The organism is Collinsella aerofaciens, from assembly GCF_028209885.1.
In the GTDB taxonomy this organism is placed as follows: Bacteria; Actinomycetota; Coriobacteriia; order Coriobacteriales; family Coriobacteriaceae; genus Collinsella; species Collinsella aerofaciens_BA.
On record NZ_JAQLEM010000039.1, the window covers coordinates 1 to 15,137 of the forward strand.

The window sequence follows — 15,137 nt, forward strand, 5'->3', positions numbered from 1 at the left end:
GCCGACCGATTGCAGGCGGTCGGCGGGGCCATTGTGGCTCTTGACAGCGGATTGGGTCATATGAGCGAAAACGCCCCTAAGCGAGCAAGGTGACGTGAAAGAGGAGGGAAGCGTACTTCGGTACGCGACCGACGATTGAACGTCAGATTGCCGCTTAGGGGCGTTTGCAGCGTCGAGCCGTTACGCGGTTTGGTAAAACCGCGTAACTTCATCGTAGAAGCACGCTTGCGGGCGGCGGATGCTCGTCTCCTGTCGCCCGCTCACCGAGGCCCGGCAATTGCCTTAATATCTTAAGGACCTCGATTTGTCCAAGACTGAGCGAAGGAGCTCATCATGAGCGACGGAAAGAAAAAGCTTTCCTTCTTGACGGTCATCTCAACCATCATCTGCGTCGTCTTCGTTTGCGAGGCCGCCGCACCTGCTGCTGCCATTGGCAACCAGCAGTTCTTCTGGTGGATCTTCCTGATTCTGACCTTCCTGCTCCCTTATGGCATGGTCGTTGCCGAGCTCGGCACTACCTATGACGGTGAGGGTGGCATTTACGACTGGGTACGCGATGGCCTGGGCGACAAGTGGGGCGCCCGCATTTCGTACTACTACTGGGTTAACTACCCGCTGTGGATTGCCTCGCTGGCCACCATGTTCCCTGACATTTTGGGTATGGTCTTTGGCGTCGAGTTCAATCTGATTGCCAAGATCGGTATCGACCTTGCCTTTGTGTGGATTGTCTATCTTATGGGTCGCTCCAAGGCTGCCGACTCCGAGTGGGTCCTGAACGGCGGCGCCATCATCAAGGTCGCCGTTGCCGTTATCGTCGGCGCTTTGGGCATTTGGTACGCCATGGAGAACGGTTTTGCGAACGATATGTCCGCTGTCACCTTCTTGCCCGAGCTCACCAACACCAACGCGCTCGGCTACCTGTCGATCATCATCTTTAACTTCATGGGCTTCGAGGTCATCTGCACCATGACCGACGATATGGCCGATCCCGCTCGCGATATCCCCAAGGCTATCATCGTCGGCGGCCTGTCCATCGCCGTGATCTACCTGTTCGCTGGCTTTGGCATCGGCGCTGCTGTGTCGGCCGATTCCATCGATCCCGACTACGGCATGATTTACGCTGTCCAGACTATTGTGGGCGATTCCATGATCTTTAAGGTCATCTGCATCGCCTTCCTGATCACGCTGTTCGCCAACATGGCTGCCTGGTCCTTCGGCGTCAACTCCGTTGCTCGCTATGCTGCCGAGCATGGCAACATGCCCAAGGTCTTCGCCTCGATGATCTCGGATGACGACATGCCCAACGGCGCCAACCTGGTCAACGCCATCGTCGCCTCCCTGGTGCTGTGCCTGCAGCTCGTTCCCATCGACGCCATCTCCAACGGTGTCTTCTGGATGCTCTTCGGTACCTCCGTTGTATTCTTGCTGCTCACCTACATCCCGATGTTCCCGGCATTCCTCAACCTTCGTAAGAACGACCCTAACCGTGCGCGCATCTTTACGTTCCCGTTTAAGGGCGCCATGATGAAGGTCATGCTGGCTATTCCCTGCATTGAGCTGATTCTGGCTATCGTTGCAACGCTGATTCCGTTCTCTGTCGATGAGATTGGCGATAAGGTCCCGATGATCGTCATCTTCATCGTGCTCTTGCTTATTGGCGAGGTTGTCCGCGTCGTCAGTGCTAAGGGCCGCGAGACCGAGTACAAGGGTCTCACTCCCGAGCTGGCTGCTCAGCGCCTCGCTGAGGAGTCCGAGGAGGACTAGAGCACCCGGATTCGGGGCTCCAACCTTCCTCGCGTACCAACGTACGCTTCGTCGGGCTTGTCGCTCCCGACTCGGGACACTCTAGCCTCTTCGGAGGCGTGCCCAAGCAACAGGTTTGCTAACCTTTCTCTGAGGTGGGTGTGAGCTATTGTTCCGGTAACCACCGCCCGCCCCAATCTCTCTTCCGTATCCTTCGTGCGTTTTGTCTCCGCGCACCGGGTTACGTCGTCGCTTGCCGGTGCGACATCCGTGAAAACCGGTGCCAGGCGCCCCGACCTTTGCCGGGGAATGGGCGCCTACCATCTCTTGGTTTTAGGCTGAGGGTAACCCGCCCGCAGCAAGCGATCGTTCGATTTGGAGGAAATCTTATGCGTACGATCACCGAGTCCGAGTCCACCCCTAAGGCCGATGGCTTCTTTATGCCTGCTGAGTTCGCCCCACAGGATCGCGTGTGGATGGGCTGGCCCCATCGCACCGATACCTGGGCCCATGGTGCCAAGCCGGCTCAGAAGCAGTATGCCGCCATCGCTCGCGCCATCGCCGAGTTCACCCCGGTCACCATGTGCGCCAACCAGGCCGACTACGCCAACTGCAAGGCCGCCTTTGAGGAAGACGAGAACGTCACCGTTATCGAGATGACCACCGACGACGCTTGGTTCCGCGACACCGCTGCCACTTTTGTTATCAATGGCAAGGGCGATAAGCGCGCCAACCACTGGCACTTCAACGCCTACGGCGGCCTCGTCGACGGCCTCTATTTCCCGTGGGACAAGGACGAGCAGATTGCCCTTAAGATGGCTGAGCTTTCCGGCTGCCGTCGCTATCGTCCCGATGACATGATCCTCGAGGGCGGCTCCATTACCGTCGACGGCGAAGGCACCGTGGTCGTGACCGACCAGTGCCTGCTTTCCCCAGGCCGCACCTGCTCTGCGGTTCTGGAGGAGGAAGAGGATCCCGAGTCCATCTGGCCCAAGTTCAAGAGGAAGTTTGAGCCCTGGAGTGAGGAACTTCGCGCCTATATGGACGAGCACCTCAAGGATTACCTGGGTGTCGAGAAGGTCATCTGGGTTAAGGAGGGCATCGACCCCGAGGAGACCAACGGCCACATCGATGATGTCGCTACGTTCATCGCTCCGGGCGTCATGGCTTGCATCTGGACCGACGATCCCGAGTATCCGTTCTACGAGCAGTGCCACGCTGTCTACGAGACCCTCTCCAACGCCGTTGACGCCAAGGGCCGCAAGATGAAGGTCTACAAGCTCTGTATGCCTGTGAACCCGCTGTTCATGGACCAGGCTTCCTGCGACACCATCGATGCCGACGAGAACGCCGAGCCGCGCGTTGCCAACGAGCCGCTGATCGCCTCCTACATGAACTACCTGGTCACCAACCACGGCGTTATCGTCCCGCAGTACGGCGACGAGAACGATCAGCTTGCCGTTGACACGCTCCAGAAGATCTACGACGAGGTCTGGGGCGAGGGCGTCTACAAGTGCGTCGGCGTTCAGTCCGAGCAGGTCGTCTTCGGTGGTGGAAATATCCACTGCATTACGCAGCAGGAGCCCTCGGCGTAACTGTCTGTCTTCCCGAGGCACGGCGCCTTGCCGTTCAATCGTCGGGCATGACCCTTAGGGTCTATGCCCTCCTCTTTTGCGGGAATCTGCCGCACCTCAGAAACCCAGCCGGTCAAGCGGACCGACGTAGCTAGTTACCGCATTAGTCATTGGTGCCAACCTTGGCAACAATGCAGGTCGAAAAAACGTCAGCGAAAACCCGCCAGAGCGAGCAAGGTGCCTTGAAGCGAGGCGGCATTGACCTTTTGGTCATGCCGTCGAAGCTGAAAGGCAGATTGCCGTTCTGGCGGGTTTGCAGCGTCGAGCAGTTACGCGGTTTGGTAAAACCGCGTAACTAAATACGTTCCGCGATCTCGTGGATGAGGTAGTCGGTCTTTTCCCAGCCCAGGCACGGGTCGGTGATCGACTTGCCAAAGACGCCGCCGTCGACCGGCTGGTTGCCGTCCTCCAGGTAGGACTCGATCATAAAGCCCTTGACCAGCTTAGAGATGGACTCGTTGCGGCGGCAGCTGTCGAGCACCTCCTTGCAAATGCGGTACTGCTCCAGCGGGCGCTTGCCCGAGTTGTCGTGGTTGCAGTCGATGACCGCCGCCGGGTTGGCGTAGCCGGCGTGCTCGGTATAGCGCTCGGCCAGGCGCTCCAGGTGCTCGTAGTGGTAATTGGGGTAGGTACGACCATCGAGACCGATGTAGCCACGCATAACGGCGTGTGCGAGCGGATTGCCGTCGCACTCGACCTCCCAGTTGCGGAAGATGAAGCTCTGGTGCGCCTGCGCGGCGTAAATGGAGTTGAGCATAACGGTGGTAGAGCCGGCAGTGGGATTCTTCATGCCGACGGGTACCGAAATGCCGCTCGACACCAGGCGATGCTCCTGGTTCTCGACCGAGCGTGCGCCCACGGCAACATAGCTCAGCAGGTCAACGAGGTATTGGTAGTTGGACGGGTAGAGCATCTCATCGGCGGTGAAGAAGCCGGTCTCCTCGATGACGCGCAGGTGCATGTGGCGGATGGCCTTGACGCCCTCGAGCAGGTCGTCGGGAGCCTCGGGGTTGGGGTTGTGCAGAAGACCCTTGTAGCCGGTGCCCTTGGTGCGCGGCTTATTGGTGTAGACGCGCGGAATGATGATGAGCTTGTCCTTGACCTCTTCGGCGGTCTTGGCCAGTCGGTTCATATACTCGAGCACCGAATCCTCGCGGTCGGCAGAGCACGGGCCGATGATGAGCACCTTACGTGCGTCCTCGCCGGTAAAGACTTTGGCGACCTCGGCGTCAAATGCCTGCTTTTTGGCGGTAAGCTCGGCAGAAAGTGGCATTTCCTCGCGGATCTCCATGGGGATCGGCAGCCTGCGTTTGAATTCCATGGCCATAGGGGCCTCCTCAATCTATAGAAAGAGCAATAAGCGTATTCTCGAATGCTCGGCATTATCCGCTGTCGCACGCTAAAGTGCAAGCCCTTGCCACCCCGAAACCTGCCAAAAGGGACAGGTTTATTTTGGCAGGTTTTATATGGGGGAACGTCGGCGGATACCGGGAGGGAGTGGCGTCGCGCGGGACCCTAAGGCTATTGTCGGTTCCCCAGGAAACACCCTGTGGGCAAAAAATGCCAAATATGAGTACGGTTGCTAGCTTAGTAGCATATTGCCTTCGCAAAATAATAGACATAACAGCAAAATATGTTCATTAACGCAAACACATATAAGTTCGCTATAGGATTGTTTGATCAATTTAGGGACGCGTGTAAGCCGTGAAAACGGCATTTGGGGCTGTTTTGTCTGTTACTAAAAAGGTATCAGTACTCAAATTTGCCATTTTTTGCCCACGGGGCCTCGAAGGGGCTGCCAATCAGGTCCCAGGGGAGGCGGTTTGAGGGCCGCAGAGCAAAAAAACGGGGGTGCAGGTTGTCCTGCGCCCCCGTTTTCTTGGCATTGCGGTTGTTTGCCGCCGGTTTTTACGCCGCTTCGTCGAACTGCGAGTTGTACAGGTCGGCGTAGAAGCCGCCCTGGGCGAGCAGCTCGTCGTGCGTGCCCTTCTCGACGATGTCACCGTCGCGGATTACCAGAATCACGTCGGCGTTGCGGATCGTGGACAGGCGGTGCGCGATGACAAAGCTGGTACGGCCCTGCATCAGCGCATCCATGGCGCGCTGAATAAGCTCCTCGGTACGGGTGTCGACGTTGGAGGTCGCCTCGTCCAGAATTAGCGCCGGGCGGTCGGCCAAAATGGCACGGGCAATGGTCACGAGCTGGCGCTGGCCCTGCGACAGGTTGGTGCCTTCCTCGTTGATCATAAAGTCGTAGCCGCCGGCGAGCGTATGGATAAAGTGATCGCAGCGTGCGGCGCGTGCAGCGGCTTCGACCTCGGCATCGCTTGCATCGGGGCGTCCGTAGCGGATGTTCTCGCGGATGGTGCCGTTAAACAGCCAGGTATCCTGCAGCACCATGGCAAACTCGCCGCGCAGCGCCGCGCGGTCCCAGTCGCGCACGTCGACACCCTCGACGCGCAGCGAACCGCCGTCCACATCGTAGAAGCGCTGCAGCAGCTTAATGAGCGTGGTCTTGCCGGCGCCGGTAGGACCGACGATGGCGATGGTCTGGCCGGGCTGCGCCTCGCAGCTAAAGTCGTGGATGATGGTCTTGTCGGGCGTATAGCCAAACTTGACGTGATCAAACTCCACATGGCCGGGGCGCTTTTCGGGAATCTGCGCGTCGGCTTTCTGCTCCTCCTCGGGCGCGGCCAGGAACTCAAAGACGCGCTCGGTGGCGGCTGCCATCGACTGCATCGTGTTGCTCACGTTGCCCAGTTGCTGCACGGGCTGCGTAAAGTTGCGAACGTACTGGATAAAGCTCTGGATGTCGCCGGGCGTGGCGTTGCCGGTCAGTGCGAGCTGTGCGCCCACCACGACAACGCCCACGTAGCCCATGTTACCCACCAGGCTCATAAGCGGCATCATCAGGCCCGACAGGAACTGCGAGCGCCAGCCACTAATAAAGAGGCGGTCGTTTTGACGGTCGAACTCTTCGATCGAGGCCTCGGCGCGGTCGAACACCTGAATGACGTTCTGGCCGGCAAAGTCCTCCTCGATGATGCCGTTGACGGTGCCCAGGACCTGCTGCTGCTCGCGGAAGTACGGCTGCGAGAAGTGAATCATCACCATCAAGATAATTGCGGCTGCCGGTAGCGTGAGCACGGTGACGCCGGTGAGCGGCAAGCTGATCGAGAGCATCATGATGAGCACGCCGATAATCTGCGTGACCGACGTGATAAGCTGCGTCACGCTCTGGTTGAGCGACTGACCCAGCGTATCGACGTCGTTGGTGATGCGGCTGAGCACATCGCCCTTGCTGTGGCCGTTGAAGTAACTCATCGGCACGACGGCAATCTTGGCGGCGATTTCCTTGCGCATGCGGTAGCAGATCTTTTGCGTGACGCCGGTCATGAGCCAGCCCTGGACCAGGCTGCAGACAGAGCTCGCCAGATACAGGCAGAGCAAAAAGCCGAGCGTCTTGGCGATCCAGTCAAAGTCAACGTCGCCGGTGCCGTTGACCTTGGCGACCAGGCCTTCGAACAGCTTGGTCGTAACCTGGCCGAGCACCTTGGGTCCCACAATGTTAAAGATGACCGAGCACACGGCAAAGGCGACGGCGGCAAACACGGCAATCTTGTGCTGGCCGATATAGCCGAGCAGCTGCCTCATGGTGCCCTTAAAGTCCTTGGCCTTTTCGCCACGACGCATGCCACCCATGCGGCCCATGGGACCACGCTGGCGGGTGGGCTTGGGAATCTGAGTCTTGGTCTCGTCTGCCATTAGCGCTCGCCTCCTTCCATGACGGCTGCAATTTCTTCTTGGGTAAGCCCCAGCTCCTCGGCGGAAAGCTGCGACTGTGCGATCTCCAGGTACGCCGAGCAGCTGCGCAGCAGCTCCTCGTGCGTGCCGGTGCCCACTACGTGGCCGTCGTCGAGCACGATGATCTGGTCGGCGTGCATGATGGTCGCGATGCGCTGGGCCACGACCACGAGTGCGGCGTCGGTAACGTTTTTGGCCAGCTCCTCGCGCAGGCGCGCGTCGGTCTTGTAGTCGAGGGCACTAAACGAGTCATCGAACACCACGACCTCGGGCTTTTTGGCCAATGCGCGGGCGATGGCCAGACGCTGGCGCTGACCACCCGAAACATTGGAGCCGCCCTGGCTGATGGGGGAGTCGTAACCGCCCTCACGCTCGGCGATAAAGTCCTCGGCCTGTGCGATGCGCGCGGCCTGGCGCATGTCATCATCGCTCACCATGTCGCCGGCAAACTTGAGGTTGCTCTCGACGGTGCCCGAGAACAGACGCCCCTGCTGCGGGATGTAACCAATGCGGCGGCGCAGCTCGGAAAGGGTCATGTCGCGCACGTCGATGCCGTCGAGCGAAATGCTGCCGCCCGTGACGTCGTACAGGCGCGGAATCAGCTGTACGAGCGTGGACTTGCCCGAGCCCGTGGAGCCAATGATGCCGAGCATCTGACCGGCATGCGTGGTGAAGTTCACACCGCTAATGACGTCGGCGCGGGCATCGGGGTACTGGAAGCTCACGTCGCGGAAGGTGAGCTCACCGCGCGGCGAGCTGGCCGCGGGCAGTTTGGGCGAGGCAGGGTCGTTGATGCTCGTGGGGCAGGTGATGACCTCATCTACGCGCTCGGCTGCGACCTCGGCACGGGGCAGGATGACCGAAACCATGGTGAGGATCATAAACGCCATGACGATCTGCATGGTGTAGGAGATAAACGCCATCATGTTGCCGACCTGCATCACGCCGTCGGACACGCCCTGCGCGCCAAACCAGACGATAAGCACGGTGATGCAGTTCATGACGAGCATCATGAGCGGCATCATAAAGCTCATGGCTCGGTTGGTGTAGAGCTGCGTGGTCATCAGGTCGAGCGACGCCTTGTCAAAACGTTCGAGCTCATGTTCCTCGCGGTTGAACGAGCGGATGGGCATAAGGCCGTCGAGCAGCTCGCGGGCGGTAAGGTTCACGCGGTCAACAAAGCTTTGCATCTTTTTGAACTTGGGCATGGTGAGGCCCATAAGCACGCCGACGACGGCCGAGACCGCGATGATGGCAACGGCGATGGTCCACTCCAGGCCGGTATGGTTGGCCAGGACGCGCATGACGGCGACGATGCCCATGACGGGGGCCATCAGACACATGCGGATAAACAGAGTTGCGGCCATCTGGATCTGCTGAATGTCGTTGGTGCAGCGGGTGATGAGCGAGGCCTGGCTAAACTTGCCCACCTCGGCCGGCGAGAAGTGCATAACCTTGTTGAAGGTCTCGCGGCGCAGGTCGCGTGCGATGGAGCAGGCGGTGCGCGAAGCCACGGCACCGGTCAGGATGGTGGCGACCAGCGACACCAGACACAGACCAAACATCGTGGTCGCCATGCGGCCCAGGTAGGCGTTCTGCACGTCGGCGGGGTCGATGCCCTGCGCCTTGTACTCGTCCTGTACATAGCTCACGGCGCGCTGGGTGACGATGGAGCCCGACATGGAGCCCATTTTGTCCGCCATTTCGTTGGCGCCCTCGACGAGCTTGCTTTGGTCTACCAGACCGCCCTCGACACCCAGGCGCAGGCTCTTCATGGTGATCTTGCCGCCGTCGGCGTCGATCTGCTTTTGCATATTCTGCGCCGCTGCGGCCTTCTGCTGCATCTCGGCGAGCTGCTCGGGCGTCATCGCTGCCATTTGCTCGGGCGTGGGCATGGCCTGAGCGGCGTCGCTGTCTTTCTCGCTGGACGTGCCGGTCATGTCTCCCATGGAGTCGGCGTCGATGCCCTGGTTGAGCGAAAGGACGACGGTCTCGGGCAGGCTCATAATGTCGGTAATTTTGCCTCCATCGGCACGCTCTTCCTCGGTGCCCTTGTACGTTCGAATGCCGTTTTTGTCAGCCTTGCTAAACACGGCCTCCACAGCCTTGGCGTCCTTGGCGCTCATGAAGAGTTCGAGGTCGTCGAGCGATTCGGCGCGAATGGTGTCGGGCACGGGCGAGGCGATGCCGCCTTGCTGCACGCCCACGTCGACGATGTCGCTCATATAGGTAGGCAGCGCCAGATCGGCGTTGCAGCTGATTACGATAAGCACGATAGCTGCGAACAGTGCCAGGATATGCTTTTTAAAGAGCTTGAGAATCCTCACTCGGCATCTCTCCTTTCTTGATTGCGGTCGATAATTTCGTTGGCACGCCTAAGAAGGCGCACCATCTCTTGGGTATCTGTTTCGCCGAGCTGCTCGAGGAAAGCCGCGGTGCGGGCCTCGAATTCCCGACGTTTGATTTCGAGATCCTGGAATCCCTTGTCGGTCACTATGACGTGTACGCGACGACGGTCAGTCTTTGAGTGCTCGCGCTCGACCCAGCCCTTGGCCTCGAGGGCGCGCAGAATATTGGCGATGCGGGCGCTCGAGACCCAGGCGCGATCAGCGAGTTCGCTCGGCGTGAGCGAGCCGCCGGCGAGCATGAGGGCGCGCATTACAGCCATCTCGCCACCGAGAGCTTTGTCCGCAAAGCGCGAAATGCGCTGATGCATGCTGCCAAACTCAGTTAAGAGCTGACGTCCAAGTTCACGGAAATCGGTATCTTCCACCGAAAACCCCTAACACTAGAAACTATTTTCGGTGAAAGATGATACCCCAATACGCGAGCCTCATACAGTGGGCAATATTAAGAGCTCATAAAGACTTAAAATCATTCAATTGCTGAAGCGTTTCAAAGAACTATCATGCCCGCGGTTAGGCGAGGGGTTGTCACCACCATGACGACTGGGACTCATATAAGCGCCACGTGCGATGCTCCAACTTCCCGCAAGGAGACACCTTACATAAGGGGGAATGGAGTCATGGCATTTGACTTCACGGGCAAGACCGCGATTGTCACGGGCGGCACTCAGGGCATTGGCCTCGAGATCGCCAAGGGCATCGTCGCGGGCGGCGGACATGTCGCGCTCATCGCAAGGAACGCTGCTAAGGGCGAGGCCGCTGTGGCCGAGCTTGGCGAGGGCAACAAGTTCTATCAGCTCGATGTCGCCGATGCGCCCAAGGCGCGCGAGACCGTCGAGCAGATTTTTACGGACCTGCCGCAAACCAACATCCTGATCAACTGCGCTGGCGTCATCAGCACCAAGAAGTTTGACGAGATCGATGACACCGAGTGGCGTCGCACCATCGACATCAACCTCAACGGTACCTTCACTATGATGAACGCCGTGTACCCGCACTTTAAGGCGGCCCATGCCGGCACTATCGTCAACGTGAGCTCTGTTGCGGGCAAGATCGGCGGCGGCCTGCTCGGCACCGCTGCCTACGCTAGCTCCAAGGCCGGTGTTAACGGTCTAACCAAGGCAGTCGCCAAGGAAGGCGGCAAGTTCGGCGTTCGCTGCAACGCCGTGTGCCCGTCGCTCACGTTGACCGATATGACCTCGATTCTCTCTGACGAGAACTCTCAGCGCATCATCAACGGTATCCCTCTGGGCCGCGCCGCCCAGGCCAGCGAGCCTGCGCAGATGGTGCTGTTCTTCGCTTCCGACCTCGCCAGCTTCGTGAACGGCGAGATCGGTGACTGCGACGGCGGCATCGTCCTGGACGGGTAATACCCCGCGATGATTATTCGGCGACGGCTCCTGCGACTCGGGACCGTCGCCTTCTTTCTGACATAGGCGCGTGCGGCTACGATTCGCATGCATCCAAAGGAGATATATATGAGTGAATCGACTGCGGTGGAGGCGCCGGCGGCAAAGGAGCCGTTCTTTAAGATGTCCTCCATCCCGGGCGCCAATATCTTGGTGCCGCTTTTGTTGGGCTGCCTGCTCAACACGCTATTCCCCGACCTGTTTAAAACGCTCGGTAGCTTTACGCTTGGCATGACCCAGCAGGGTGCAGGCCCGCTCGTTGGCGCCTTTTTGCTCATCGTCGGTACGACGATTTCGTTTAAGAGTGCTCCCGCCGCCGCTGCCCGCGGTGCCATCATCATCGCCGTCAAGCAAATCGTGGTCGTTGCCGTGTCGCTGCTCATCCTTTATGTGTTCAACGACAACCTGTTTGGCATCTCTGCCATGGTGATGCTGGCGGCTTGCACCGGCGCCAACAACGCTATGTACGCTGGTCTGATGGGCACCATGGGCAATGAGGCCGAGCGTGGCGCCGTCGCCATCACCACGCTGGTTGTCGGCCCTCCGGTCACGATGATCGTGCTCGGCGCTGCCGGTCAGGCTCCGATCGGCTGGTCGCTCGTGGGCGCCATCCTGCCGATCGTCGTCGGCATTATTCTGGGTAACCTCTTCCCGAGCTTTAAGAAGATGATGGCACCGGCACTTTCCGCCATCATCGTGCTCGTCTTCTTTGCCATGGGCTCGACCATGACTTTTGGCCAGCTTATCAACGGCGGTCTTCCCGGCATCCTGCTCGGCGTGATCTGCTCGGTGGTCTTTGCAATTCCCGTCATCGCGGTCGATAAGCTCACGGGCGGCACGGGTGTCGCAGGTGCGGCCATTTCGAGCTGCGCCGGAGCCAATGTGGCCACGCCTGCTGCCATGGCAAGCGTCAACGAGGCCATGTACGGCGGTGCGGTGCTCGCGACGGCTACGGCACAGGTTGCCGCCTGCGCAATCGTGACGGCTATTTTGACCCCGCTGGTCACCAGCTGGTGCCACAAGCATTCTGAGGGCCAGCAGAGCAACAGCAAGGCAACGACCGACAAGGCCGCCTCAGCCGCCTAATGCCAAGCGGCAATCAAAGCTAAAAACTAGCTACGCCACAGGGCGGCCACGGGGGATCCCGTGGCCGCCCTGCAGTTTCTGTAGGGTCTCTGGGACACTTTATCCTGCTAAAGCTGGCATAACAGCTAGAGCGAACGTCGTACAAAGGCAAGGAAAAATAACATACAAATCGGTGAACGGTAGTTGTTCGCGCTCGCATTTCCTGCGGGTTTGTAAAAAACGCCCTTATGATATAAAAAAAGAAACATATAACAGCCCAGATGGAGAGGGTGGCTATGTTATCCTTCTCAGACGGGTGAAATCTTGGGTTTTGGGTTGTAGTTCCAAGGTGGACAAACGTTTTTCCTGCACCAACGTGTGGTGAAGAACGGAAGAAGCCGGTAATGCAAGCCGAACATTCAAGAATTCAATAAGCAGCGGTGTGAGAGAGCGCCGCATTACACGTAACTAGGAGCGTGGTTACACAATGCAGGAGGCATGGGAAGGCTTCAAGGAAGGTATCTGGACGGGAGAGGTTGACGTCCGAGACTTCATCCAGAAGAACTACACCCCCTACGAGGGCGATGAGTCGTTCCTCGTAGGTCCGACCGAGCGTACCAAGGAGCTGTGGGGCGAGGTTCTCGACCTGCTGCTTAAGGAGCGCGAGCAGGGTGGTGTCCTCGATATGGACACCAAGACCGTCACGGGTATCGTGAGCCACCCCGCTGGCTACATCGATAATGCCCATCGCGACAAGGAGACCATTGTTGGCCTCCAGACCGACAAGCCGCTCAAGCGCGCGCTGCACGTCAACGGTGGTATCCGCATCGCTTGCCAGGCTGCCAGCCAGCACGGCTACAAGGTCGACGAGAACGTTGTCGAGCGCTACACCTTCGAGCGCAAGACCCACAACGCTGGCGTCTTCGATGTTTACACCCCCGAGATGCGTGCTTGCCGCTCGGCTCACATCATCACCGGTCTGCCCGATGGCTATGGCCGCGGCCGCATCATCGGCGACTACCGTCGTGTTGCCCTGTACGGCGTCGACTACCTGATCAAGGACAAGGAGGCCCAGAAGGCTTCCACCCCGACGGTCATGACCGCCGACAACATCCGCGATCGTGAGGAGCTGCAGGAGCAGATCCGCGCCCTCGGCGAGCTCAAGATGATGGCCGAGACCTATGGTTTCGACATTTCCAACCCTGCTACCAACACGCAGGAGGCCATCCAGTGGATGTACTTCGCCTACCTTGCTGCCGTCAAGGAGCAGAACGGCGCCGCTATGTCCATCGGCCGTACCTCTACGTTCATCGACATCTACGCTGAGCGCGACCTTGCCAACGGTACCTTCACCGAGGAGCAGATCCAGGAGTTCGTGGATCACTTCATCATGAAGCTCCGCATGGTCAAGTTTGCCCGTACCCCCGAGTACCAGGCCCTGTTCACCGGCGACCCGCAGTGGGTCACCGAGTCCATCGGCGGCATGGGTGTCGACGGCCGTACGCTCGTTACCAAGATGAGCTACCGCTACCTGCACACGCTCGAGAACATGGGCACCAGCCCCGAGCCCAACATGACCGTTCTGTGGTCGACCCGTCTGCCCGAGAACTTCAAGAAGTTCTGCGCCAAGACTTCTGTCGCCAGCTCCTCGATCCAGTACGAGAACGACGACCTCATGCGCGTTTACCACGGCGACGACTACGGCATCGCCTGCTGCGTGTCCTCCATGCGCATTGGCAAGGAGATGCAGTTCTTCGGCGCCCGTGCCAACCTGGCCAAGTGCCTGCTGTACGCACTCAACGGCGGTGTTGACGAGGTCTCCAAGAAGCAGGTCGGCCCCAAGTATCGCGCCGTCGAGGGCGATACGCTCGATTACGACGACGTTGTGGCCAAGTACAACGACATGATGAAGTGGCTCGCTGGCGTGTACGTCAACTCGCTGAACATCATTCACTACATGCACGACAAGTACTGCTACGAGCGCATCCAGATGGCTCTGCACGACAAGCACGTGCACCGCTGGTTCGCTACGGGCATCGCTGGCCTTTCCGTCGTGGCTGACTCCCTGTCCGCCATCAAGTACGCCAAGGTCCACCCCGTTCGTGACGAGAACGGCATCATCGTCGACTTTGAGACCGAGGGCGAGTTCCCCAAGTACGGTAACGACGACGACCGCGTCGACCAGATCGCTCACGACGTTGTGCACCAGTTCATGGAGTACATCCGCATGAACGACACCTACCGCAACTCCGTGCCCACGACCTCGGTTCTGACCATTACCTCCAACGTCGTGTACGGTAAGAAGACCGGCTCCACGCCCGACGGCCGCAAGGCTGGCCAGCCGTTCGCCCCGGGTGCTAACCCCATGCACAAGCGCGATAGCCACGGTGCCATCGCTTCGCTGTCTTCGGTTTCCAAGCTCCCGTTCCGCGATGCTCAGGACGGCATCTCCAACACCTTCTCCATCATCCCGAGTGCGCTCGGCAAGGAGGACCAGGTGTTCTTTGGCGATATCGACCTTGATCAGCTGGGCGAGTAACTATTGTTAGTGCTATACTAACAATAACGATTACTGATTAGTGCGCCGGTTTCGGCCGGCGCCTATTAATCGAAGGAGACACATTATGAAGGTTTCTGAAGTTTCCGAGACCCAGGCCGATAACCTGGTCCACATGCTCGACGCTTACGCCGAGAAGGGTGGCCACCACCTGAACATCAACGTCTTCAACCGTGAGACGCTGCTCGACGCTCAGGCTCACCCCGAGAAGTACCCGCAGCTGACCATCCGCGTTTCCGGCTATGCCGTGAACTTCCACACGCTCACCAAGGAGCAGCAGGACGAGGTCATTGCGCGTACCTTCCACGACAAGTTCTAAAGGGACTCAACTCCCACCGGAGACCCGGTAAGGCCTACGCACTTTGCCTCTCAAACGTCCTCGCCGCTTCGCGGCTGCGGAATGTTTGCGAGACAAAGTGCTCCCGGCCTTGCCGGGTCTCCTGCGTTGTCGTCCTTTAGGGAACCACGCTAAATTAAATTGGTGTCCTCGGACATGCAAAGAGGCTCGCTGCGCACTTCG

The 15,137-nt window shown here is 59.2% G+C and carries 10 protein-coding genes; 6 read left to right on the forward strand and 4 right to left on the reverse strand.

What is annotated here, in order from left to right; translation table 11 throughout:
* The first annotated feature begins 333 nt into the window (after positions 1–333).
* Complete coding sequence (locus PMX21_RS08850) at positions 334–1,764, forward strand: APC family permease (RefSeq protein WP_271759168.1); 1,431 nt, start codon at positions 334–336, stop codon at positions 1,762–1,764.
* 368 nt (positions 1,765–2,132) lie between these two features.
* On the forward strand, positions 2,133–3,338 hold the full coding sequence (locus PMX21_RS08855; protein ID WP_148346441.1) for an agmatine deiminase family protein: 1,206 nt from the start codon (positions 2,133–2,135) through the stop codon (positions 3,336–3,338).
* Between the two features lie 334 nt (positions 3,339–3,672).
* Here PMX21_RS08855 and PMX21_RS08860 read toward each other — a convergent pair whose 3' ends face one another.
* The 4 genes from PMX21_RS08860 to PMX21_RS08875 form a co-directional block, all read right to left on the reverse strand.
* Positions 3,673–4,704, reverse strand: a complete 1,032-nt coding sequence (locus tag PMX21_RS08860; RefSeq protein WP_006234851.1) for a 3-deoxy-7-phosphoheptulonate synthase — start codon at positions 4,702–4,704, stop codon at positions 3,673–3,675.
* 581 nt (positions 4,705–5,285) lie between these two features.
* Entirely contained in the window at positions 5,286–7,142 is a 1,857-nt protein-coding gene (locus tag PMX21_RS08865) for an ABC transporter ATP-binding protein (RefSeq protein ID WP_271759169.1), read from the reverse strand.
* Positions 7,142–9,508, reverse strand: a complete 2,367-nt coding sequence (locus tag PMX21_RS08870) for an ABC transporter ATP-binding protein (RefSeq protein WP_271759170.1) — start codon at positions 9,506–9,508, stop codon at positions 7,142–7,144. The genes PMX21_RS08865 and PMX21_RS08870 overlap by 1 nt, the downstream gene beginning before the upstream one ends.
* Positions 9,505–9,954, reverse strand: coding sequence for a MarR family winged helix-turn-helix transcriptional regulator (locus PMX21_RS08875; protein WP_271759171.1), 450 nt, complete (start codon positions 9,952–9,954; stop codon positions 9,505–9,507). Before PMX21_RS08875 ends, PMX21_RS08870 begins: the two co-directional genes overlap by 4 nt.
* Before the next feature lie 252 nt (positions 9,955–10,206).
* Here PMX21_RS08875 and PMX21_RS08880 point away from each other — a divergent pair, with 252 nt between their 5' ends.
* The 4 genes from PMX21_RS08880 (at position 10,207) to grcA3 (ending at position 14,936) form a co-directional block, all read left to right on the forward strand.
* A complete protein-coding gene (locus PMX21_RS08880) occupies positions 10,207–10,956 on the forward strand; it encodes an SDR family NAD(P)-dependent oxidoreductase (protein WP_006234857.1) in 750 nt (249 codons plus the stop codon).
* A 108-nt stretch (positions 10,957–11,064) separates the two neighbouring features.
* Entirely contained in the window at positions 11,065–12,081 is a 1,017-nt protein-coding gene (locus PMX21_RS08885) for a 2-keto-3-deoxygluconate permease (RefSeq protein ID WP_271759172.1), read from the forward strand.
* Positions 12,082–12,547: 466 nt separating this feature from the next.
* A complete protein-coding gene (pflB, locus tag PMX21_RS08890; protein ID WP_195543963.1) occupies positions 12,548–14,599 on the forward strand; it encodes a formate C-acetyltransferase in 2,052 nt (683 codons plus the stop codon).
* 85 nt (positions 14,600–14,684) lie between these two features.
* Positions 14,685–14,936: an autonomous glycyl radical cofactor GrcA3 gene (grcA3, locus tag PMX21_RS08895; protein ID WP_006234861.1), complete on the forward strand. Its 252-nt coding sequence runs from the start codon at positions 14,685–14,687 to the stop codon at positions 14,934–14,936.
* The last annotated feature ends 201 nt before the right edge of the window (positions 14,937–15,137 follow it).

Excerpts from the sequence above, each read along its gene's own strand:
- pflB (WP_195543963.1), top strand. The coding sequence starts at position 12,548 with ATGCAGGAGGCATGGGAAGGCTTCAAGGAAGGTATCTGGACGGGAGAG.
- PMX21_RS08865 (WP_271759169.1), bottom strand. The coding sequence starts at position 7,142 with ATGGCAGACGAGACCAAGACTCAGATTCCCAAGCCCACCCGCCAGCGT.
- PMX21_RS08850 (WP_271759168.1), top strand. The coding sequence starts at position 334 with ATGAGCGACGGAAAGAAAAAGCTTTCCTTCTTGACGGTCATCTCAACC.
- PMX21_RS08860 (WP_006234851.1), bottom strand. The coding sequence starts at position 4,704 with ATGGCCATGGAATTCAAACGCAGGCTGCCGATCCCCATGGAGATCCGC.
- grcA3 (WP_006234861.1), top strand. The coding sequence starts at position 14,685 with ATGAAGGTTTCTGAAGTTTCCGAGACCCAGGCCGATAACCTGGTCCAC.
- PMX21_RS08855 (WP_148346441.1), top strand. The coding sequence starts at position 2,133 with ATGCGTACGATCACCGAGTCCGAGTCCACCCCTAAGGCCGATGGCTTC.
- PMX21_RS08885 (WP_271759172.1), top strand. The coding sequence starts at position 11,065 with ATGAGTGAATCGACTGCGGTGGAGGCGCCGGCGGCAAAGGAGCCGTTC.
- PMX21_RS08880 (WP_006234857.1), top strand. The coding sequence starts at position 10,207 with ATGGCATTTGACTTCACGGGCAAGACCGCGATTGTCACGGGCGGCACT.